This window comes from Sunxiuqinia rutila (genome assembly GCF_050589705.1).
In the GTDB taxonomy this organism is placed as follows: Bacteria; Bacteroidota; Bacteroidia; order Bacteroidales; family Prolixibacteraceae; genus Sunxiuqinia; species Sunxiuqinia rutila.
In genome coordinates this window covers 139,470-163,468 of sequence record NZ_JBNGOT010000001.1, presented here as the reverse complement: position 1 = coordinate 163,468, position 23,999 = coordinate 139,470, and the positions used below count along the sequence as shown (strand labels likewise).

The 23,999-nt window shown below is 42.3% G+C and carries 17 protein-coding genes; 6 read left to right on the top strand and 11 right to left on the bottom strand.

Annotated elements, in window-relative coordinates; translation table 11 throughout:
* Positions 1 to 5: 5 nt before the first annotated feature.
* The gene (gene pyrH, locus ACRD6K_RS00610) at positions 6 to 716 is read right to left on the bottom strand and encodes a UMP kinase (RefSeq protein WP_299581845.1); all 711 of its coding nucleotides are present in this window, start codon (positions 714 to 716) and stop codon (positions 6 to 8) included.
* A gap of 142 nt (positions 717 to 858) precedes the next feature.
* Here pyrH and ACRD6K_RS00605 point away from each other — a divergent pair, with 142 nt between their 5' ends.
* On the top strand, positions 859 to 1,119 hold the full coding sequence (locus ACRD6K_RS00605) for a hypothetical protein (RefSeq protein ID WP_299581842.1): 261 nt from the start codon (positions 859 to 861) through the stop codon (positions 1,117 to 1,119).
* Positions 1,120 to 1,149: 30 nt separating this feature from the next.
* Positions 1,150 to 2,703: a glycine--tRNA ligase gene (locus tag ACRD6K_RS00600; protein WP_430971656.1), complete on the top strand. Its 1,554-nt coding sequence runs from the start codon at positions 1,150 to 1,152 to the stop codon at positions 2,701 to 2,703.
* A 796-nt stretch (positions 2,704 to 3,499) separates the two neighbouring features.
* On the opposite strand, the gene tsf is transcribed toward ACRD6K_RS00600, so the two are convergent.
* From tsf to ACRD6K_RS00575, 5 genes are all read right to left on the bottom strand, one after another.
* Positions 3,500 to 4,327: a translation elongation factor Ts gene (gene tsf / locus ACRD6K_RS00595; protein ID WP_299581836.1), complete on the bottom strand. Its 828-nt coding sequence runs from the start codon at positions 4,325 to 4,327 to the stop codon at positions 3,500 to 3,502.
* A 33-nt stretch (positions 4,328 to 4,360) separates the two neighbouring features.
* Positions 4,361 to 5,194, bottom strand: a complete 834-nt coding sequence (gene rpsB, locus ACRD6K_RS00590; protein WP_430971655.1) for a 30S ribosomal protein S2 — start codon at positions 5,192 to 5,194, stop codon at positions 4,361 to 4,363.
* A 114-nt stretch (positions 5,195 to 5,308) separates the two neighbouring features.
* Positions 5,309 to 5,695, bottom strand: coding sequence for a 30S ribosomal protein S9 (gene rpsI, locus ACRD6K_RS00585; RefSeq protein ID WP_299581828.1), 387 nt, complete (start codon positions 5,693 to 5,695; stop codon positions 5,309 to 5,311).
* A 2-nt stretch (positions 5,696 to 5,697) separates the two neighbouring features.
* Positions 5,698 to 6,156, bottom strand: coding sequence for a 50S ribosomal protein L13 (gene rplM / locus ACRD6K_RS00580; protein ID WP_299581825.1), 459 nt, complete (start codon positions 6,154 to 6,156; stop codon positions 5,698 to 5,700).
* A 309-nt stretch (positions 6,157 to 6,465) separates the two neighbouring features.
* Positions 6,466 to 7,026, bottom strand: a complete 561-nt coding sequence (locus tag ACRD6K_RS00575) for a DNA-3-methyladenine glycosylase (RefSeq protein WP_430971654.1) — start codon at positions 7,024 to 7,026, stop codon at positions 6,466 to 6,468.
* 199 nt (positions 7,027 to 7,225) lie between these two features.
* On the opposite strand from ACRD6K_RS00575, the gene ACRD6K_RS00570 reads away from it, so the two are divergent.
* Positions 7,226 to 8,971, top strand: a complete 1,746-nt coding sequence (locus ACRD6K_RS00570; RefSeq protein WP_430971653.1) for a S41 family peptidase — start codon at positions 7,226 to 7,228, stop codon at positions 8,969 to 8,971.
* Between the two features lie 1,140 nt (positions 8,972 to 10,111).
* On the opposite strand, the gene ACRD6K_RS00565 is transcribed toward ACRD6K_RS00570, so the two are convergent.
* From ACRD6K_RS00565 to ACRD6K_RS00555, 3 genes are all read right to left on the bottom strand, one after another.
* Positions 10,112 to 12,463, bottom strand: a complete 2,352-nt coding sequence (locus ACRD6K_RS00565; RefSeq protein ID WP_430971652.1) for a polysaccharide biosynthesis tyrosine autokinase — start codon at positions 12,461 to 12,463, stop codon at positions 10,112 to 10,114.
* Positions 12,464 to 12,610: 147 nt separating this feature from the next.
* On the bottom strand, positions 12,611 to 13,315 hold the full coding sequence (locus tag ACRD6K_RS00560; protein ID WP_430971651.1) for a polysaccharide biosynthesis/export family protein: 705 nt from the start codon (positions 13,313 to 13,315) through the stop codon (positions 12,611 to 12,613).
* A 160-nt stretch (positions 13,316 to 13,475) separates the two neighbouring features.
* Positions 13,476 to 13,871, bottom strand: coding sequence for a BT0820 family HAD-type phosphatase (locus ACRD6K_RS00555; RefSeq protein ID WP_430971650.1), 396 nt, complete (start codon positions 13,869 to 13,871; stop codon positions 13,476 to 13,478).
* Positions 13,872 to 14,786: 915 nt separating this feature from the next.
* Here ACRD6K_RS00555 and ACRD6K_RS00550 point away from each other — a divergent pair.
* The 3 genes from ACRD6K_RS00550 to ACRD6K_RS00540 all read left to right on the top strand — a co-directional run bounded on the left by ACRD6K_RS00550 (position 14,787) and on the right by ACRD6K_RS00540 (position 18,609).
* Complete coding sequence (locus ACRD6K_RS00550) at positions 14,787 to 15,989, top strand: tyrosine-type recombinase/integrase (RefSeq protein ID WP_299581750.1); 1,203 nt, start codon at positions 14,787 to 14,789, stop codon at positions 15,987 to 15,989.
* 6 nt (positions 15,990 to 15,995) lie between these two features.
* Positions 15,996 to 16,673, top strand: a complete 678-nt coding sequence (locus ACRD6K_RS00545) for a hypothetical protein (protein ID WP_299581747.1) — start codon at positions 15,996 to 15,998, stop codon at positions 16,671 to 16,673.
* Positions 16,674 to 17,307: 634 nt separating this feature from the next.
* A complete protein-coding gene (locus ACRD6K_RS00540; RefSeq protein WP_299581744.1) occupies positions 17,308 to 18,609 on the top strand; it encodes a primase-helicase family protein in 1,302 nt (433 codons plus the stop codon).
* A gap of 418 nt (positions 18,610 to 19,027) precedes the next feature.
* Here ACRD6K_RS00540 and ACRD6K_RS00535 read toward each other — a convergent pair whose 3' ends face one another.
* Both ACRD6K_RS00535 and lacZ read right to left on the bottom strand, forming a co-directional pair.
* Positions 19,028 to 20,578: a sulfatase family protein gene (locus ACRD6K_RS00535; RefSeq protein ID WP_299581741.1), complete on the bottom strand. Its 1,551-nt coding sequence runs from the start codon at positions 20,576 to 20,578 to the stop codon at positions 19,028 to 19,030.
* Positions 20,579 to 20,735: 157 nt separating this feature from the next.
* Positions 20,736 to 23,960 carry a beta-galactosidase, LacZ type gene (gene lacZ / locus ACRD6K_RS00530; RefSeq protein WP_430971649.1) on the bottom strand — a complete coding sequence of 1,075 codons (3,225 nt, stop codon included), beginning with the start codon at positions 23,958 to 23,960 and terminating at the stop codon, positions 20,736 to 20,738.
* Positions 23,961 to 23,999 lie beyond the last annotated feature (39 nt).

Genomic DNA, 23,999 nt, shown 5'->3' with positions numbered 1-23,999 from the left:
TTCGTTCAGACGTGTACCAACGTCCCAATATTCGCGCCAGACAAGACTTTCAGCAGGTTGCCTTTCTCGTCCATATTAAACACAACGATGGGTAAATTATTTTCTTTACACATGGTTGTTGCCGTCAAATCCATCACTTTCAAACCCCGGTTGTAAATCTCATCAAAAGATATTTTATCAAACTTAGTGGCCGAAGCATCCTTTTCCGGATCGGCAGTATAAATACCATCTACACGCGTTCCCTTTAACATGGCATCCGCTTCAATTTCTATTCCGCGTAATGATGAGCCCGTGTCTGTCGTAAAGTAAGGGTTTCCGGTTCCGGCGGAGAAAATGGCAACTTCGCCCTTTTCCAAGGTCTCAATGGCTTTGTCTTTGGAGTAAAACTCGCCAACCGGCTCCATGCGAATCGCAGTTAGCACCCGCGACTTCACCCCATGGGCGGTCAAGGCCGAATTCAAAGCCAGGCTGTTGATCACCGTAGCCATCATGCCCATCTGATCACCCTTTACCCGGTCAAATCCTTTGGCAGCACCGCTAAGTCCTCTGAAAATATTGCCGCCGCCAATCACGATTCCGATTTGGACACCCAAAGCAACCGCTTCTTTAATTTGGATAGCATAATCACTCAGCCTTTCCTGATCAATACCATAAGCTTGTTCTCCCATCAGAGATTCACCGCTTAATTTTAACAGAACGCGTTTGTATGTGGTCATTTTTTTCTTTTTCCTGCAAAGGTAGAAATATTCTAAAAATTCCGATAAATCAATTCTATCTCCAAATTTCAATAATTGAGCGAATCAAATTCCCAATTCATAATATAATTGCTAATTTTACGGCCGCTGATTTTCAAGAGATATGGAACAATTAAATGTGATTTTATTTTTGGTAGGATTTTTTAGAACATTATTTGTCTTCGTGGTCATTTACTATCTGATCAAGTTGCTTACAAAGTATGTTCTCCCCTTATTTATAAGTCAGCCAAAACAACATCGGGATTTCAGGGAACCCCGCCCCTCAAAACCAGAAGGCGAAGTAACCATTGAGAAAAACCAATACAACAATGGACGCATTCCCAAAGACGAAGGCGAGTATGTTGATTTTGAAGAAGTCGATTAATTTCAAACGGATATTTTAATAACGATTATTATGGCTCAGGAAGATATTTTCAAGAAGCTGATTGCGCATTGTAAAGAGTATGGGTTTGTATTTCAGTCAAGCGAAATTTACGATGGGCTTGGAGCGGTGTATGATTACGGTCAGAATGGCGTAGAACTTAAAAACAACATCAAAAAATATTGGTGGGACAGCATGGTGATGCTGCACGAAAATGTAGTTGGCCTGGACTCGGCCATCTTTATGCACCCCACTATCTGGAAAGCTTCAGGTCACGTAGATGCCTTTAACGATCCGTTGATTGACAACAAGGACTCGAAGAAGCGTTACCGTGCCGATGTTTTAATTGAAGAGCAACTGGCTAAGTTCGAAGAAAAAATGAACAAGGAAGTTGCCAAAGCTCAAAAACGTTTTGGCGATGCGTTTGACGAAAAACAATTCCGCGAAACCAACTCACGTGTGCTGGCCAACCAGCAGAAATGGAATGAGCTGCATGCCCGTTTTGCAAAAGCCCTTAACGACAATGACCTGGCTGAGCTCAAACAAATCATTGTTGACCAGGAGATCGCCTGCCCGATCAGCGGCACACGCAACTGGACCGATGTCCGTCAATTCAACCTGATGTTTGGAACCGAAATGGGCTCGACAGCCGACGGTGCCTTAAAAGTGTACCTGCGCCCTGAAACAGCCCAGGGAATCTTTGTAAACTACCTGAACGTTCAAAAGACCGGACGCATGAAAATTCCGTTTGGAATTGCGCAGATTGGTAAAGCCTTCCGGAACGAGATTGTGGCCCGCCAGTTTATTTTCCGCATGCGCGAATTCGAACAAATGGAGATGCAATTCTTCGTTCGCCCCGGATCAGAGCTTGACTGGTTTGAAAAGTGGAAGGAAACCCGCATGAAATGGCACCGCGCATTGGGCTTTGGCGATGACAACTACCGCTTTCACGAGCACGAAAAGCTGGCTCACTACGCCAATGCTGCTGTGGATGTAGAATACAAATTCCCCTTTGGTTTCAAAGAAGTAGAGGGAATTCACTCCCGCACCGACTTTGACCTCTCTCAACACCAGGAATTCTCCGGTAAGAAAATTCAATATTACGATCCGGAATTAGGAGAGTCCTACGTTCCTTATGTCGTAGAAACTTCTATCGGGCTTGACCGCATGTTCCTGCAAATCATGTCAGCCTCTTATTTTGAGGAAGAGCTGGAATCCGCAAATGGCAAAAAAGATACCCGTGTAGTCTTGAAACTGCCTGCACCGCTAGCGCCTGTAAAACTGGCTGTAATGCCTTTGGTGAAGAAAGACGGACTGCCTGAAAAGGCCCGCGAAATTATTGATGACCTGAAGTTTGACTTCAACTGTCAGTATGACGAGAAAGACTCCATCGGAAAACGCTACCGTCGTCAGGACGCTGTAGGAACCCCATTTTGCGCTACGGTAGACCACCAAAGCCTGGAGGATCAAACGGTCACTATTCGCTACCGCGACACGATGAAACAAGAGCGCGTAGCAATCAGCGAACTAAAAGAAATCATTGCTTCGCAGGTGAATTTTAAAGCGCTTTTTGCTAAGTTAAGCTAAGCAATAACACATACTTACCCTTGAAGGCCGTTTCGATAGATCCGGCCTTTTTTTGTTCATACAATGAGACACCAAGGAAAACGAAGAAGGAGGACCGGTGACAAACAGCAGTTAGCTGGCAAATGGAGCCCCCGTATCCCCTGCCCTCTCGCGATCTTTGGCGTTTTTTGCTTTAAGGGTAGGATCATCATCTTCCATAAGATAGCCATTATCTTATGCCAGATAATGGCTATCTGACGGGGTAGCGTCTTGATCTTCTATAAGAGAAGCTTCCTCTGATGGAAGATGGTCTTAATCTTACGCCAGAGAGAGGCCATCGGGCGGGGTAGCATGTTCCTCTGATGGAAGATAGCCTCCATCGGGCGGGGTAGCATCATGATCTTCTGTAAGATTGTTCTCATCTTTTAAAAGATGGTCGTTGTCGGACAGGGTAGAATGATTCTCTGATGCAAGATGGCTGCACTCGTTGAAGAGAAAACCAATAATCTTTATTTCCCATTCAACCTTATTCAGGCATTGATACAGAGCACGCAAAAGAAAAAACAAGTTAGAATGCACACATGCCCCAGTGGTTGACCTTCCTTCCACTCTCGAAGGGAAGGTGCCCCGGGAACCGGGCCGGATGGCTTAAGAGAAGCAAGAGCCAAAGTTAAAGGAGAAAGAAAGTAGTCAGTCGTGAGCATCTGGAAGTCCATGCCCCTGCCCCTATGTACTCAGAAACTTTTCCTCAAACACAAGGCATAAAAAAAGGGCTAACCAAAATGGTTAGCCCTGCTATGTATAGAGTTCTAAGCTCTTATTCTGCTAGTGTTGTACGAACAAACTCAGTAACCGTCAACCCTTTATCAGCTGATTGCAGGTATTCTTTTACTGTTTGTTTGTTGTCTTTCACAAAGGCTTGATTCAACAATGTGTTTTCTTTGAAGAATTTATTCAAAGCACCTTGAGCGATTTTGTCAAGCATTGCTTCTGGCTTGCCTTCCTGACGGAATTTTTCCTTAGCAATTTCCAATTCTTTCTCAACAACCTCAGGAGCAACATTGTCTTTATCAACAGCTACCGGGCTCATTGCAGCCACTTGCATCGCTACATCCTTCAGAATTTGCACATCAGCTACTCCTTGGTTGAAACCAACCAAAGTGGCTAATTTATTTCCTGGGTGAATGTAAGGAACAACAGCTTCGGCTTCCACTTTAGCGTAGAAAGACAATTCAATTTTCTCACCAATCACACCAGATTGCTCTGCTACGTGTGATTCAATTGTACGTCCATCAACTTCCAGTGCTTTCAATGCTTCCAAGTCAGCTGCTTTGTTAGCAATTGCCGCATCCAAAAAGGATTTGGTTTTATTAACAAAGTCTTCATTTTTGGCCACGAAGTCTGTTTCACAGTTCAAAACAACGATTGCTCCGAATTTATTATCATCACTAACACCAGCAAGCGCAACACCTTCTGAAGCTTCGCGGTCAGAACGCTTGTTTGCTACCAGTTTACCTTTTTCGCGGATTATCTGAACGGCGGCATCAAAATCACCGTTTGCATCGGCAAGGGCGTTTTTACAGTCCATCATGCCGGCGCCTGTTGCTTTACGCAACTTCATTACATCTGCAGCAGTAATTGCCATAATTGTTTGTGTTTTTAGTTGTTAAAAGAGCAATTATTCTTCGTTGTTTTTCTCTACTTCAACATCTCCTTCAGCCTTAGCTTCTGCTTTTACTTCAGCTTTCACTTCCGCTTTAGCAGCTGATTTTTTGCTTCTGGCTTTTTTGGGTTTGTCTTCGTCTCCTTCGTTTTCACGCTCTACTTTGCGCTCGTTCAAACCTTCGCCAATAGCATCGCACATCAGGCGAACAATCAAACGAACCGATTGAGAAGCATCATCGTTAGCAGGAATGACAAAATCCAATCCCTCTGGATTTGAATTGGTATCAACCATTGCGAATACAGGAATACCCAATTTCTGAGCTTCGCGAACAGCGATCTTTTCTTTCAATACGTCAACAACAAACAAGGCTGCTGGAAGACGCGTTAAGTCGGCGATACTTCCCAGAACTTTTTCCAGTTTAGCACGCTGACGTGTAATTTGCAACTTTTCGCGTTTTGACAAGTTATCCCAACTTCCGTCATTCGCCATTTTGTCGATAGCGATCATTTTTTTCACCGCTTTACGGATGGTTGGGAAGTTGGTTAGCATACCCCCTGGCCAACGCTCAACTACGTAAGGCATGTTCACACCCCCTACGGCATCGGCAACGATTTCTTTAGCTTGTTTTTTCGTTGCAACGAATAAAATTTTGCGTCCCGATTTGGCAATTTGTTTCAAGGCGGCAGCGGCCTCATCGATTTTCACAACAGTTTTCTGTAAATCGATGATGTGAATTCCGTTTTTCTCCATGAAAATGTATGGAGCCATGTTTGGATTCCACTTTCTTTTCAGGTGACCAAAGTGTACACCTGCATCCAATAATTCTTGAAAATTTGTTCTTGGCATCTTTTTACTTTTTTAAATAATTTGTTGAAAAGCAACCGCTGAGTAGCTCCTAACCAAAAGTTGGAAGTCTCAGTGATTTCAGATCCACAGTCATATTTAGATTGATAATCGTTCTTAACGTTTTGAGAATTGGAAACGTTTCCGTGCTTTTGGTTGACCTGGTTTTTTACGTTCCACTTCACGTGGGTCACGCGTCAAAAAGCCGGCTTGTTTCAATACTGGTCTTGCTTCCGGATCGATTTCGATCAAAGCTCTGGAGATTGCTAAACGCAAAGCCTCAGCTTGTCCTTTAATACCACCTCCGTCAAGATTTACTTTTACATCATATTGATCAGCTACACCAACAAGGTTTAAGGGTTGCATAACAATATACTGCAGTGTTCCATTGGGGAAATACTCTTTCAAATCCCTTTTATTAATGGTAACATTTCCTTTGCCCTCGCTGATGTAAACACGAGCAACAGCAGATTTTCTACGTCCTAGGGTATTTACGACTTCCATTGTTATAGTTTAATCTTGTTTAAATCAATTACTTTTGGATTTTGAGCCTCTTGTTTGTGCTCAGCACCAACGTATACTTTCATGTTGCCATAAACCTTGCGGCCCAAACGATTTTTGGGTAGCATACCTTTTACAGCTTTCTCCACTAAACGTTCCGGATATTTAGCTAAAATATCGGCTGGAGTTTGCTTGCGCTGTCCACCTGGGTACCCAGTGTGGCGCAGGTAAATTTTATCACTCAGTTTGTTACCTGTTAAACGCACTTTTTCAGCGTTGATAACAACTACATTGTCCCCACAGTCAGCGTGAGGTGTAAAGTTAGGTTTGTGTTTGCCTCTCAGAATCTTGGCTACTGCTGTGGCCAAACGACCAAGCACCATGTCTGTTGCGTCAATCACAACCCATTCCTTATTTGCCGTGGCACTGTTGGCCGAAACGGTCTTGTAAGATAAAGTATCCACTTGCCTTTAATTTTTTAAATTAACACTAAAAGTTGCAAAAACTTACAATCCAATTGGTTGAGAGGCTTCCGACTTATCAACATCGGGCATGTTAATAAGATTTCTACCAACAACATTATCAATCATTTATAAGAACTGCAAGTACGGACAATAATCGGGACTGCAAAAGTATTTCTTTTTTCTGAAAAACCAAACAGAAAAGTGCAGCTAAAATAAAATTAACCCAAAGATTTACAAGCAAGAAGCTGCAAATACCCTCCTGCACTCAAATAGCCGATAGCAAGGGATATCCGGAATAACAGCCACCTTTTACCTGTGCTCAGGGCCTGCGGGGGAAATATAAATTTCCGACACCTGTTTAAAACGCCACGGCTTACTCACCCAAGGCTCCCCGGCATACTGAATTCCGATACGCGGCAAGGCGGTTACTGTTACATCATGAGGGGCATCTTCCACCCACAACCGCGCGGAAGTATCCAGGTCCTCCCCATAAAACGACCGGTCAAGTTGCAACTCACGCCCCACCCTTCCCGGCCCATCAAATCCTTCCAGCCCACGAATCAGCACGGCCGAGCCCTGTCCTTCCTGATCGGTGACCACATTCAACAGCCAATACAGGCCGTATATCAAATACACATACACCAGCCCACCCGGCTGAAACATCACTTCAGTTCGCCGGGTACGTCCCTTGCTGGTGTGACACGCTAAATCTTCCTGCCCACAATAGGCCTCGGTTTCCGTAATTCGGTACCGACAAACCGTTCCATCATCAAACACACGAACAAGGGTTTTACCCACCAGCTCGCTGGCTACCTGCAGCGTACCGCGCTGAAAAAAAACGGCCGGGAGCCGTTTTGAACTTGCATCCATAACACAAAGATAGCCTTTTAAAAAAGCGGTATCTTCTTCTTTAACGAAGACAAACACTGGTGCACGAAGTTTGCTATCGTCAAAATTCAACTTGAAAGTGTAATGCCAATTAAGATTATTTAACTAATTAGCTGAAAATGACAACCGCTTTTAAACAAAGCTTTATTATTTTTGTCGTCTGCATTAAAAACAGTTCACCATGAAACAAAACAGGAAAACAAAAATAGGATTAACCCTCACTGCCGTCCTTCTCTCTGGACTACTGGTATTCACAAGCTTCAACCGCGATGAAAAGTTATTCCTAATCGACAAGAATCTGGATATTTTTTACACCCTGGTTCGCGAACTCAACCTGTTCTATGTTGACGACATCAACCCGACGGACCTGGTCAAAACCAGCATTGACGACATGCTTGAATCGCTCGATCCGTACACCACTTATATTCCCGAATCAGAAATGGAAGATTTCAAGTTTATGACCACGGGAGAATATGCCGGCATTGGAGCCGTCATAAGCAAGCACGACAAACAGGTTGTTATTGCTGAGCCTTACGAAGGGTTTCCAGCCCAAAAGGCGGGCCTAAAAGCCGGTGACATTCTGCTGGAAGTAGCGGGAAAGGAAACCCAGAACCTGTCGGTTGAAGATGTAAGCAACCTGCTTAAGGGGCCTGCCAATAAAGTGGTTTCAATTAAGATTGAACGCCCGGGACAAAAGAAAAAGCTGGACATTGACATCGTCCGTGAAAAAATACAGATTGATGCGGTTCCCTACTATGGCATGCTCGACGACGAAACAGCCTACATTCGCCTTTCCAACTTCACCCAGAACTGTGCCAATGAAGTCAAAAAAGCCTTTGTAGAACTGAAAGAGCAGCATCAGGCCCAATCACTGATTCTTGATTTGCGCTCCAACCCGGGCGGCCTGCTTATGGAATCAGTTAAAATTGTCAACCTTTTTGTTCCGAAAGGATCGGAAGTGGTCAGCACCAAGGGCAAAGTAAAACAATGGGATAAAGTGTATCATGCTACCGAAAACCCCATTGACACAGTAATGCCCATCGCGGTGTTGGTAAACCGGGGGTCTGCCTCAGCATCTGAGATTGTGTCGGGCGCCCTTCAGGACCTGGACCGCGCGGTAATCATTGGCAACCGCACCTTCGGAAAAGGCTTGGTACAAACCACACGCGACCTGAGCTACAACGCCAAACTGAAAGTTACCACAGCTAAATATTACATTCCCAGCGGGCGGTGCATTCAGGCACTCGACTATTCACATCGCAACGAGGATGGCAGCGTAGGCGTTGTTCCGGACTCGCTGATCAGTGAATTCACCACCAAAAAGGGACGTAAGGTATACGACGGCGGCGGCATTGTTCCGGACATTAAAATTGACATGGACCGAATCAGCAGCCTATCCATCAACCTTATGCGCGACTTCCTTTTCTTCGACTATGCCACCAAATTTGCCAGCGAACACGAGTCAATCGCCACTCCGGAAGAATTTGAGTTGACCAACGAGATTTTCAACGATTTTAAAGCTTTTGTGAAAGCGCGCAAATTCTCCTACCAATCGGAAACGGAAGAGGCGTTCAACGAGCTGCTAAAAACAGCCAAAGAAGAAAAATACTATGAGATCGCCCAAGCTGAATTTGAACAGCTGAAAATCAAGATTGGCCATGAGCTGGACAAAGACCTGGAGGCCTTTAAGGAGGAGCTGAAAGAAATCCTGACTGATGAAATTGTAACGCGTTATTACTACCAAAAGGGAGCCATCAAATCGGCTATCAAAGAAGACAAAGGCATTGATAAAGCCAAAGAAACCCTAAAGAGCCCGGCAGCGTTCAGCAACATCTTTAGCAAAGGGAAAATCATTTCGATGAATACCAACCCAAGGCCTGTTTATCCTAGAGAATATGCGCTGACCGCGGGAGTCTATGAGGCTTAGATAACGCTAGGCTTTAGACCTTAGATTTTAGACAATAGACAGGAAGAACGCACGAATGCGCTTTGTCTTTTGCTCTCCGAACCATACCCTTTCCCCGCCTGGTAAGGAGCGGTGGACCCGGTACTCCGGGGACGGGGTGGTTAAAACCAGCAAGCAGAACGCACGAGTCCAACGCTACCCCTAGCCCCTAAAGGGGAAGGCCAACGCGCAAAGCATACCGCGTAGCGGTTAAACAAGGGCGGGAAACGGAGACCGGAACAGGGTTAAAGGATAAAGTAGTGAGTGTCTGAACATCCGAGTATCCGAAAATCTGAGCATCTGGAAAACTGACGATAGACATTAGATAATAGACAGGAGACAGGATGAACGCACGAACGCATGCACATTATTGGAATCCGAAAATCTGAACATCCGAAAATCCGAGCATCCGAAAACAGATTGCTTCGCTACGCTCGCAATGACGGAACTTGAAACCTGGAATTTGAAACTGATAACCGAGAACTGACAATTTATCCTGTGAAATTCACGCAGTTCACCCAGTGAAATAGCAAAGTGAAAATTTAACAGGGTGAAGATTTCATAGGACTGACAAAAGCCTGAAAGGCCTCAATCAAGCCCCCCACTTCGCCGCAGGCGAATGCAGCGTAGGCCGTCAAACTCGCCCGGGCCAGCGATGGCGGAAGCGGTTTTTGGTGGGTGTTCAGGGAAGTGGGCCGGAAAGAAAAAACCGGGACGCGCGTGGAAGGATCCGGTTGACAAGATTTTTTTCCTTCGTTTTTTCATCAACTGGAAAAAATGAAGTCCCGTCCGGTATAAGCAAGAGACAAGGTTAAAGAAACAAGGGAGAAGGCAGAGAAATCACGAACGTACGAAGGCACGAACTCAAGACCCCGTGAACGTTGTAAAATCCGTCAATCTGACGATCTGAGAATCTGAACATCTGACAACAGACAATAGACGCTAGAGAGGAAGAAGGCAGAAGAACGCACGAGCGCACGAAGGAACGCAGGCACAATGTCAAATGAAAATGGCGAGAATCGAGCATCCAATGAATGACTAATAATGACACGTTTTCAATCTTGACCGCAAAGAACCCATATAGCGACAACTCAATACACAAACACCTCACCCCCCTGACTTTTATTCTGCATAATACCCCTTTGCATAGGCATATTTATAGGAGTAACTAAAACCGTATCCCTTCAACTTAATATCATTAATTACCAACGCAGCATTGGGCATGGTTCCCTTTTTTGTCATATCATTAATAAACCGAAGCTGATCTTGATCACTCACACCATAGCGCAACACAAACAGATTCAAGTCACTTTGCTGACTGGTAATCAACCCGTCCGTCACCATCGACACCGGCGCATTATCAAAAATGATGTAATCGAATTCGCCTTTCGCCCAATCGATCAATTCCTTAAGTCGTTTCCGCTCCAGCAACTCGGCCGGATTAGGAGGTATAGGTCCCGAAGGAATAACAAACAGATTATCAATCAGGCTTTCCTTCACAACCTCCCTCACAGTTCCCTGTCCAACAAGGTAACTACTCAATCCATGGCGATTATCAACTCCAAAGATTTGATGCAAACGCGGCTTTCTCATATCAGCTCCTATCAGCAAGGTCTTTTTTTCATTCATTGCCAAAATCGAAGCCAGATTGGTTGATGTAAAGGTTTTTCCATCACCAGGACTAATGGAATGAATGCCTATAACTTTCTCTCCCGGCCCCCTAAATTTATATTGCAGGTTGGTACGAATGGTTCGATACGATTCAGAAATCGGCGCCGTTGGATGCTCCATAACTACCAACTCCGACTTTTCACGACTATGCAAAACATTACCGACAATCGCAAGAGTGGTCCGATTTTCCACGTCTTCCAGCAAATGGATTTTACTATTCAATTGCTCTAACAACAGCACGACCAGCACAGCCAAAGCCAGCCCCATAAACGCCCCGAAGAGCAATAACAAAAAATTTGATTTCCCCATCGGAATGATACGCTCCAAACGAGCCTGATCAATAATCTGAACATCAACTACAGCTGCTGCCAACGCAATTTCAATTTCCGCCCTCTTCTGGAGCAAAAACGTATAAATCTCACTTGTCAGCTGGTATTGCCGTTGGATATTAACAAGCTGCTGCTCCTGCCCAGGCAAGTTATTAAGCTCGTCATTAATCCGGTCATGGCGAACATCCAAACTCCTAATACTGATTTGGGCATTATCAATCAGGTTGAGCAGGTTTTCGCGAAGTTGCTCATTTACCTGTCTGATTTCCTGATTCAGCAGCACCAAGGTAGGGTTACTCTCATATGCACTAAACGAGAGGACTTCCCGTCGACTATATAAATCACAAAGTTTCAAAACCATTGCATTCAAGGACGGATCCTCAATACCAACCACCGAGGGAGTTGAAATTTGATTAATATCCTGTCCCCTATTGAGGTAATTGAGCAGGTTTCGGAAATATTCTAACCTGGTTTGCTGCTGCGACTTCTGTAGTTCAATATCTCCCAGCTGCTGCATCACCATTGCACCCTGTGCGCTAAGATCAATGATTTGATTACGCGAACGAAACTCAGAAAAAGTTGTTCCTGCCAAATGCAGTGAGTCGGAAATACCGGACAACTGCTTATCGATAAACTCCAGCGATCGCTTCTGAGTCTGCGTTTGCTGTTGTAGCTTCAAATCGAGGTACACCCGAACCAACTCATTCAGGTAATGAATATTCCGAAGCGGCTCTGTACCTTCCAGCGTCAAGCAAATCACTTCTCCCAGTTTATCCGCCTGAGTCACCTGCATCCGATCCAGAAAGCAGAAGGTTTGCTTATTGCTATTCTGAAAGACAAAACGATACTCTTTGTCCTCATAGTCCATTGCTCCTTCCTTCGGATGAAGCGTGAAATTGAAAAATTGATTTTGAAAAGGTTGACCCAACACAATGGTTTCGGAAAAACTGATTTCCACCTTTTGATTATGGAGAAAACCCGTACCGTCAACTTCAACCCTGCAAGTATTGCCGCCCATCGGGGTAATGTTCAGGTAAACCCCTTCAACATTTTGCCCGTTATATCCTTCCTCCACCTGAAAAGGCTCATGGGCATACAACCCTTTCCAGATCAAAAGCTCCCGTTCGTACCAGGCCGTACGCCAGTTCAAATTTCCAACAACCCGATGATTCAGCGTATACGATTTCAGCAGTTCAATCTCATTATTGATAGTGATTTTCCCAACTCCAGGCATTTCGCTTTCAAATAAACTTCCAAGGTTAACCACACTTTTATCTTCCGGAGCAATAATACTTGTATTGATACGGTACGACTGAGGAGTAAACTTACCATAAAGATAGCCACCCAAAGCCCCAACAAGAGTAACCAGAAGCAGCCAACACCACTTTTGCAATAAAATAAAAAACAGACGTTTTAAGTTAATTTCGTCTTCTGCATTTACGGGCTGTGCCTGAGCACTATAATCTTTATTCATATTTTATCAGGGTGCTAAAAAGGTACTACAACGAATTGATCTGTTTTTACTGGAAGCTATATCCCACTCCGAACAAGTTTATCTTTCTTATGCCTCTACCTTGCTCCGAAACAACACCAAGGCGACCGACGAGTTGAGCCTGAATCATCACAATAAAAATCCAAAAACAGCTAAAAGAATGCTGAATGATGAAAACATCAGTGAATAAGCCTGACTGTTCAGCTGAAAGTTTTTATGCTTATCCGGCTCTACAAACACATAATCATTGGGATACAAGTAAAAGGCCTCCGACATCCAGGATTCCTTATTGGACAGATCCAGCTTGATCACCTTCTTTCCACTCTCCATCGGACGTATGATAGTTACCTTGTTAATATCTGCAAAATCGGTATTCCCATTGGCCATCCCTAAAGCGCTAAGCAAGGTGAAATTGTTGTTGTAATTATAATAGACACCGGGACTTTTTACTTCCCCCAGCACGGTCACCATGTAATTCAGCAATTTCACTTTGACAATGGCATCTTTCATGTACTTATCGGCCTGAGCCTGGACAATGGCTTCAATCTCTGATTGGGGATTCCCCGCCACCGGAATCAAGCCTAAAATGGGAAGTCGCAAATCCCCGTCTTTATTCACCTCAAAACCATACAGGTAGGCGCCTTGTGGCGTGGTAAACTTCTGAAAAGAATTGTAACTCTGTGTACTCATACCAGCTTCGGGATTGAAGAGGGCATTCACCTCGGCATTCATCGACTTAATACTAACATACAAGATGTCGCCGGGCTTGACCCGGTATTCAATTATAGAGTCCGGCAAAGCCTCCAGAATCTCATGATTGGAAACATTCTGCATGTAAACAAGCTCTTGGCTGTTTCTACAGGAAGATAAACCCAAAATAAGCAGAATACAGATCCGGGGTATTAGTTGAAGAAGATTCATTTGTTAGTTTGTAAAGTGATTGGCTATCTTTTTCAGATACCCTAAAATGCTATTATTCTTGCCCACAAGGCAGCTACTGCCACCATCTTTTGGCTTTTTGTTTTTCCTTTCTCGGGGCTTCCTCGGGGTGAATCAGATGGTAAATCTCGGTCCAACTGGGCATGCCACCAATGTTGCGGTCATCAATATACACATCGGCTAAAATCTTACGACTGATACTATCTGTCATCTTTTCCTCGGGGTAATTCTTGTTCACGGCATAAAAGCTCAACCCCCTGTCCTTGCAAAAATCAACAGCCTCATCAAGCTGCTCCCCACTGCGGTAGGTCCACAAAATCAACCGATGCCCCTTTTCCTGCAGGGTTTTTAAGGTGTGCGTGGCAAATGGAAGTTCGCCTCCTATGGCCGGAAACTTATGCTCAACGATGGTGCCATCAAAATCAACGGCAATGGTTAATTGTTTTTCCATGATTCATCTCACAAATTTAGGTATGTTATACTTTTAGTGTATGCTCAAATTACGATCTAATAATTCCGCTGGCACTGCTCAACTGAATCACACGTCATTCCCTCGAAAATTTAAGCTGTAAACAAAAGTGAACTTTCGAATAAAAATTACGCCCCTCTCAACGACTATCAAACAACACCCAGCCGGATTACCACTGCACACTCAAAAGAAATTGAACATCTTCGCTTGATCAATCCAATGCCATGGGCGACTAAAATTCACGGCCTACAAATTGCACTTTTGTTTGTTTCCAAAAATAGAATAAATGGATGAAGAGAGGTAAGAAAATGGCCATGACTTCATGAGCGAGGCTTTTGAACCACCCAATAGCCCGTTTCGACTCATGAACGATACTTTTACATGCCCGCAGTTAGTCTAAAAAGCAGCAAAAATTCAATAAATCCCCCACCAACAAGAGGGGATTCTTCCCAAAAACGCAAAAAGCAGGAACTCACGCGCTCGATTATCGACTGTAATCAGGAATAAAATCAGCAGCACCTCTGGTTGCTGTCTAAACATAAATGAAAAGATAAAAGGAGCGACTCCATCAATAGATAACAAGAGCACCTATGGCCTCCTATGGATTCTCTTTGTGGGCATTTTAAAATCAAACCTGTCCCCTGAAAAAACAAAGCCCTTGCAATCAACCAGATCACAAGGGCTTTGAGTTTTCAAAAGTAGTCCCGACGGGAATAATTTTAGTCCTCTTTCATGAGAATAGATAATACACAACAAACATCAATCCCCTATGTTAACTGGCAATTCAACCAATGCCGTATTCCTGAAATTATAAAAAATATTACTTGAGTGCACATTTATAGGGTGCAATTCTGTTTATTTGCACCCTATTCATTTTAATAACCTAACACAAGCAATATGCCAAATGTATATTTTAAGGTTAGAACAAAGAAAGATGATCCTAAACAAATGGTTTCAATACGGATTCGATTCAAATCCGGGAAAACTGATCAAATTTCAAAGACAGGGGAAAAAGTCTCCCTACAATATTGGGATCTAAGTTCTCAGAAATTAAAGAGAACAAGCTTTAAGGGAAAAGATAATTTGAAACTTCGGCTAAAGAATCTTGAGAATCACGTATTGGAAGAAGCCGCAAAGACAAGAACTTATCCAACCGGCTGGTTAAATGATGTTGTCGACAAATATCTATTCCCTGAGAAGCACAAAAATAATAGCTCTACCACCATGTCTCAATGGATTCAAGAGTGGATTGACAAATCGGAGAACGAATACCGAACTATCCGCGCTTACCATTCCACTCTAAAAAGCCTAAAAGAATTCAACCCTGACTTAACATGGAATGATCTGGATATCGATTTTTACTACAAGTTTATTAAATATTTAACAGGAAAAGGGTTCGCAAAGAATACGATTGCTTCAAGAATTAAAAATCTCAAGGTCTTCTGTCGAGCAGCACTAGAACGAAATATTCATAACAACACAAGTTATCAGAGCTTCAAAAAGCAAACAGAAGAATCTTATAATATATACTTAAGTGAGGAGGAGCTAAATATCATATCTAAACTAAACTTATCCTCAAAACCATACTTAGACAAAGCTAGAGATATATTTCTTATAGGCTGTTGGACTGGCTGTAGATTTAGCGACCTGGATAAAGTAAATCACGACAATATTAAAGGCAACTTTATTCATCTCGAACAACAGAAAACGCAAAAACGTGTAGTAATCCCACTTCATCCCGTAATACGTTCGATTATTGAAAAATACGATGGAGAGCTTCCAAAAATGATTAGCAATCAAAAATTCAATGATTATATTAAAGAAGTCTGCAAAACAGCTAATTTTTCAGAAAAAATATCAAAAAGTCTAACTAAAGGTGGCCGAAGAGAAACTGAAGTTAAAGAGAAATGGGAAATGGTCACTAGCCATACCGCCAGAAGATCATTCGCAACCAACCTTTATAAGTCTGGCTTCCCATCCATCAGCATAATGGCCATCACTGGACATAAAACAGAGAAAGCATTCTATAGCTACATCAAAGTAAATGAAGAAGAGCATGCCGAGATGCTTTTAAAGCACTGGGAATCGCAACACAATTAATCTAAAATGACTAGAATATCAAACGAATTTCTCAATCAGATTTTGAGCTTTAGAAGACGAACTATTGGGTTTGAGAGAATACAAAATAAGGCCTTTGAAGATATGGATCAAAAAATGTTTGAGGAGGCAGGTTGTTTTTTTGATACATTTCTGGAGCAAAGTCAAACCATCTCGGAGTTATCAGACCAGGCTGCACATACTAAGTGGAATCCTGTTGTTACTGAAATAATCTACAGATCCTATTATACCAAAGTTTATAAAAAGCTGAGACCCAAAATAAAGAAGCAATACTTGGAAGCGAAAAGTTTCTACAATTCAGATATATGTCATCGAGAAACCAGAATCAGATATCTAATCGGCCAAGAAATTCAGCTACTACATTTAGTCTTGGAAATCGATCCAATAAAATACCTTATCAATGGCTTCTTTTATTTAATCAATGAACTTTTCCCAATGAAAAATAAAAAAGAAAAATGCATTATGGTTAGCCTAATAATGCATGATCTTGAGATCTTCGACCAAGCTCCATTTTTAACTTTAGATGAAGCTAATGAAATTGCAAAAGCAAATATGAATAAACCTGAAGATAATAGACGCTTAAACATATACAACACGGAAGGTTCGACTATTATTTATAATCGCATCAAAAAATATATTGAAAAAGATTTCGTATTAATCCCCTAATTATCAAGAAGGGAACTTTTTGAAAAAAACTTTACCCTCTTTTAATAAAACAGTCTTTATTTGTTTCGCGGTCTCAATACAAATAATTAAGTATGGTGTATGACTTTACTAACCTTGTAAAGATTCCTGGAGCTCTCAGGTTTGAAGTAAGAGCTCAAGATCTAATGGAGATTATCGACAAGGTTGCCAAATCGACCGCGGAGAATGTGGTAAAACAAAAACTGGAGCAAACAGAGTATCTTTCACGAAAAGATGCTATGGCATTGTTGAAAGTTAAAACAAATCTTACAATGCAACGATGGGAGGCGAAGGGTTTTCTCACTCCACATCGAATAAGTAATCGTATTTATTACCGAAAAAAAGAAATTTACTCCGCATTAGAGAGCTTTGAAAGATAGCGATAAGCACGTAGAGTCGTCAGAAGGAACGACTATATGCTTTCAAAATAATTCCTGGAAGTCATTATCGGAGTTGTTTTAAATCAGTCTCTAAATTTGAAGACTTGAATTTCAAAGATCTAGCCATTTTCAAAACTTTTACTATTAATCAAGTGTAGGATACCTGCTTCGATACTAATAATAGATACTTAATATCTATCATATTTCTAGGTATTCTATACTCAAAATTCATCATTATGGTCAATACAGAGCATTTTAAACTTGAACACTTCTTTATAAAATCTGAATACTATGTATATCGACTAAGTTCGAATGGAAGAAATACCTTTGCATTATTAGACGAAGTTAGTCCTCTAACTTTAATTAAAGTTTACAATATTCCAAAAGAAAATTTCCATCAGATTCCTGTTTACGCAGGTTTTACAATAGAACCGGACAACACTCCTAATACCTATAACCGTTCAATCGACTTAGGAGATGGTGTGAGAAATTTTAATCTATACGACTTACCGTCTCATCCAGAGGGGCAACATACTGTAACAGATAATAAATCTACAAATTGGCCAACAATCTTAAAGTTTTTAAAGCATATTGCTCCATACTCAAAACCTTTCCCCTTCTCAAAACACACCTATACCGAATTAATCCTAGAATATCTAGCTATTGCCTGGAAGTATCCCAAACAACGTCTACCGATTCTAGTACTTTTATCAAAAGAGCGAAGTACTGGCAAAACAACATTTCTCAGATTAATTGAATTAATGTTTCAAAACAATGCTCAATTAGTTTCATCCTCAGACCTTGAATCTCAATTCAATCTGACATGGGGAACTAAAAATTTTGTTTTAGTAGATGAAGCTTGCATCAACAAAAGACTCCAAGTAGCCATACGTAATGAAGCAACTAGTTCTAGTCGAATCATCAATGCTAAATTTAAAAATCACTTGAGTGTTCCAAACTATACTAAGTTCGTAATGGCATCAAATGAGATTGCAGACTTTGCTGAAGTCGATATAGAAGAGAACAGGTATTTCGTATTAGAAGTTGCTCCTCTTGCCCCTAACAGTGAGGATCCATTCTTGTTAGATAAGATTGAAGCAGAATTACCTAATTTTTTGGACTATCTTATGAATCATCACCAATTCTTCTGGAATAATTCAACACGGTTTTGGTTTCCTTATGAGGCTTATAAGACTCCTGCCCTAAACAAAATTGTAAAGGGGGAAAGGTACTTCGAAGTTATGGACATAACAACAACTACTTTCTTAGGACTTCTAAATGATCTGTGGTTTTCTTATTCAAATGACAACGATATCCAGTTTGCTATTTCTCCTGCTAGAGATTACCTAGGACTAGATAGGACTGATGAATTTGTATTAAAACAGGTATTAAAAGATCTAGGGTTTCATTGCACCAACAATAAAACTCGATTTAACTGCGCTTTTGCAAAAAAACAGATTCACTCTAGACAATACTCTTGCTCCTTAGGAAATCTTCGAAAAAAATTGAACTGGAAACCCAAGAAACAGATTTGCTGATGATGCATCTAAATAGATCCTTCTAAAATTGTTCCAATGTTCCAATCTTTTCATTTTCCATTCTAAAATAGAATGCTTGAGATAATATTCAAGATTCTAATATCAGAATTTAGAATATCTCAAATAGACTGGAACATTGGAACATTCGAACGTTGATTATTCCAAATGGATCAAATTAGAGATTATATCCATCTATAACTACCCTGTAATTTATTCTCGGTTAAGGTCAAATAATCTCATCAAAATTTAACGGGAACCAAGACAGCATTTTAAATCACAACTAGGTAATAAGAAAGGCTCCATCGCCTAACAATCCGCTACCTTGCTTGCCAACAGAACAAAACCCAATCAATATCTTTTTAATGCATAACTGGATAACAACTTAAATGAGCCTCGCCAGCTAACTCCTTACTATGAATCAGTTGTCATCTAAAATTATTCTAAATTCTTCCATCAGCTCATTTACCTTTTCAGGCATCTGTTTTGCCAAATCATTCTGCTGCGCAACATCGTCTGTAATATTATACAGCTGTGTATCATATCCAAAACCAGTTTCATTATCGACCCCCCAACGCACTTTTTTGGTGCCTTCGTACGCAGGTATCAGTATCCAGTCGCCTTTCCTGAATGCTGTTCGATGATAGAGCCCTTCGATAACAACACTTTCTCTTCCTTTTTGCGAGTGGCCAAGCAGCACATCCAGCATATCTTCGCTATCGGTTTGTGGGACGGTTTGCCCAGTTAATTTGCTTAAGGATGCCACCAGGTCAACCTGAGAAATAATTGCATCCGACACTCCCGGTTTAATTTTGTCTTTCCACATCACCATAAAAGGAACCCTTGTACCGGCATCATATAAACTATATTTACCTCCCCTGAGAGGACCGGCGGGTGTATGATCACCTACTTTCTCTGCCGATTCGTCCAAATAACCGTCATCGAGGACCGGCCCATTGTCACTCGAGAATACAATAAGGGTGTTTTCCATTAGCCCTTCCTGCTCCAGCGTTTTCAGAAATTCACCAACACACCAATCTGCTTCTGCAATAACATCGCCACGCGGTCCCATTCCTGTTGTGCCCACAAATCGGGGATGTGGCACCCTCGGCACATGCGGCTGGTGCAGGGCATAAAACAGGAAGAATGGATTGTCACTTCTTTGTTTTACAAATTGCTGCGCCCTTACAAGAAATGTATCTGCCATATTTTCATCTATCCATTGCGCAGACTTCCCTCCTTTCTGATAGCCAATTCTGGAAATACCATTATTAATGCTCATATCGTGTCCGTGGCTATACATTACTTTTAAAAGTTCAGGATTGGCTTTTCCGGTTGGTTCGCCTTCAAAGTTTTTCTTGTAACTAACCTTTAATGAATCGGTTTTATCTAATCCAACCACATCACCATTCTCAACATACACATTGGGCACACGGTCGTTGGTAGCAGCCATCACGTATGAATAATCAAAACCTATGGCATTGGGATTTAATTTTATTGTCTCATTCCAATCCACATAGCCGTCGCCCATTCCTAAATGCCATTTCCCTACTACGGCTGTTCTGTAGCCAGCATTCTTCAATATTTTTGGCAATGTAGGCTGCTCAGTATCTATCAAAAAAGGTGCGTCTCCTGAAAGCACCTGAGCTTTGGCATTACGCCATGGGTATTGCCCGGTGAGCAATGAATAACGGCTTGGTGTACAGGTTGCAGAAGTGGCATATCCATTTCCGAACCGAATACCCTCGGTAGCTATCCGATCTATATTGGGCGTATTAAGTTTTCCTACCCCATAAGCACTTATATCACCATATCCTAAGTCATCGGCATATATAATGACAACGTTAGGATGCTTAACGCCTTGTTCAATATCTGTTTCGGTACCATTACCCTTCAATAATTGATATCCCACCAAAAAAACACAGGAACATATCACAATCAATAATATCCGCAGATTTTTTTTCTCTTTCATAATCTTTTAAATAGCTATTCTGACCTATGTTTCCAACTAATTAACCTGTTAAAAACTTGTTGAAACCATGGATCGTCACGATGCTTCAACCAGTACACCATTGGCTCAAAAATTCCTTACTACAGGGTCATTTTTATCCACTGCCGCTATATTAATGCTACTCCCATTGTAGAACAAATTCAAACGCATAGTTATTTGCTTTCAGCCAATACTTTTCATGGGTTTTAGATCCCCAACTGTCGTCACCACCAACTCCCATCTGCTTATAATCAATATTCAAAGTAATGTTGCCATCTCGTTTCAAATAAACAGGATGGGTCGCTGCCTCCAGTGTTTCCATACTATAAGGCCATGCCGAAAAATGAATTAATTCTTTGGCAACCACCTTCAATCCGTTCTTCCCTGAATCGGTCAGTGTTACCCAACGAACATCGGCGTGATTACCATTTTCCTGAGGGCGAACATAATCGTGAATAAATTCATCTACTTTTCCCGAATGGATAGCCACTTCCCCGCATGTTTTGCGGTCCCAATAGGTTTCCCATGGGCCACGACCAAAGAAACTAACATTGTTGTATTTGTCATCAATGGCTAGTTGAACTCCGAATCGAGGCATTTCAGGGATTTCTTCACCTTCTAAACTTACCGATGTATGCACTCTCAATGCTCCATCTCCAGTTATGGTATACTTATTCACTAACTGGCTATTCTTTCCAATCTCCAGCTTATTTTTAACCTCCACAATAACTTGTGTGCTGCTCACCTGCTTCACATCTATTGTTTGAACTTCCATTTGAGGCTGCTTCCACACTCCCAGGCGCTTAGGCATTTTATTGCCTCGATCGTTGTCGGTTGGCACACGCCAGAAATTCACTTTCACAGGCGCGGTAAGCAGCTCGGTCTTTCTTTGCCTGTACGACACCAACTGGCCACTTTTAGGATCTACTTCAACCGAGAATTCCTTGTTGAACACACGAATCGCCTCTTCGCTTTGCGAGACCTGAACAGCAGGTAATGCCGCAAGATCTTGTTCTTCCATGGCCGGTACCTCAAAAGGGATAGCGTACTGGTCCCAGGCTGTTACATGCCCTTTCTTCGCCCATAAAGCATCTTCGCGCAAAGCAGCTGTTACTTTCAGGTAATACTCGGCACCCGGCTTCAATTGCGGCCTTTCAAACGGGATGCGGATACGCATCTTTTGACGAGGTACCACGTTGTAATGAGGCAATTGTCCTTGCTGCAGCAATTTTCCATTCTCGGTAAGCTCCCAGCTAAATACCAAATGTTCTGTTCCTATAAAGAAGTGCTTATTAAACAAATCCACTTCCCCGATCAACAGGTTCACTGGTTCAACCTTTTGATATTGATAAACCTTTTTCACCTCATATAAAGCAGGGTTTGGTGTTCGGTCTGGTCGTACAATTCCGTTACAGCAGAAATTACCATCGTTAGGGTAATCTTTGTAATCACCACCGTATTTGAAATACACGTTTCCGTTATCATCTGTAGCCTGAAGCCCCTGATCTACAAAATCCCAAATACAACCACCCTGCAGGTATTTATACCCTTCAATTACATCCCAGTAATCCTGGAAATTACCTAAACTGTTGCCCATAGCGTGTGCATATTCAGAGAAAATCCAGGGCTGTGTGCGTGTTTGCGACGCCGCATAATCAAAGGTACCCCATCTCCATGAGCCTGGGTACACAGAACCACTCTTACCTGTGGCATAATTAACCAATTCCCACGGATGAGAATATTGCGGACAGATAATATCGGTATAACTGCGTGTGCCGGCGCGCTCGTATTGCACCAGACGCTCCGGATCGCGCTGACGGATGTAATCGCGCGCCACTTCAAAGCTGGTACCATCTCCGGCTTCATTTCCTAATGACCAGATGATAATGGAAGGATGGTTTTTATCGCGCTCTACCATCCGACGAATCCGATCGACATGAGCCTCGCGCCACTCCAGTTGGTTGGCCAGTGTTTTAGCTGGTTCATAACCCACTCCGTGCGATTCCACATTGGCTTCATCAATAACATACAAGCCGTACTTATTACATAACTCATAAAAGTAGGGATCATTGGGATAGTGTGCCATCCGCACCGTGTTGATGTTATTTTGCTTCATGATTAACACATCCTGTAACATACGCTCTTTGGATACATTACGTCCCGTAACAGGGTCGTGCTCATGACGGTTCACTCCTTTTATATAGACAGGCTGTCCATTAACCAGCAATTCACCTTCTTCCACCTTTACATCACGGAAACCAAAATCGGTGGATACCCGTTCAAGCACATTGCCCTGATCATCTTTTAGCGTCAGAATAGCTTTGTACAAGTATGGATCTTCGGCACTCCACTGACGCGGATTCAAAACCTTTTGTTTTAAATGAACAACACTTTCGTTACCGGGAAAAATCATCACCGTCAGGTGTTCTGCTAAAGGCGATTGTTTGTAGTAATTGCCATTGGCATCCACCAGGTCAAGCTGCAAATGCGTGCGGTACTGAGCTTTTTCTCCATAATTGTGAATGTAAGCCGTAACATTCAATTCTGCGTTTTTATAATCCGCGTCGAAAGTGCTTCGGGCAAAAAAGTCACGGATATGCAATTTTGGTGCAGCCATCAGGTAAACATCCCTAAAAATTCCACTGAACCTGAAGAAATCCTGATCTTCCAGGTAGGAACCATCACTCCAGCGGTATACTTCCGCCGCCAAAAGGTTTTTACCCGGCTTCACATAGTCGGTCACATTGAACTCTGCTGAAGTCATACTTCCCTGACTATATCCTACTTTCTTACCATTAATCCATAAATAGAATGCACTTTTCACACCATTAAAATGGATGAACAGCTCGCGTCCATCCCAGCTCTCATCAACCATGAACTGGTGTCTGTAAGAGCCAACCGGATTGCGCATTTCGAATGAAGTGTAGGCGCTATCCGGCTCCGACATAACGTAGGGAGGATTGTTTTTAAACGGATAAGTTGCATTGGTATAAATCGGCTTTCCATAGCCGTGCAACTGCCAGTTAGACGGTACCGGAATGGTGTTCCATTTAAAATCATCAAAACTGGTCTGATAAAAGTCAACAGGTCGTTCGTCCGGGTGCTTAACCCAGTTGAATTTCCAGTTTCCATTCAACAGCTGTATCCATTGTGAATTTTCTGCTTGCCCACTCAGGGCCTGTTCCCATGTATCAAAAGGATAGAGCGTGGCGTGCGGTTGTTCCTTATTGATCCCGATCACCGCAGGGTTTTCCCAGTCGTGCTGTTGCGCTTCGGTTTGGCCTATCGAAAAACAAAGCACGACTAATAGAGCCGCTAGGTTTCGAAAGGCCATCATTAATTTATTCTCACTATTATTTTTCATACACATGGTTCGCTAATTATTATTTCGCCAAGAATTCTT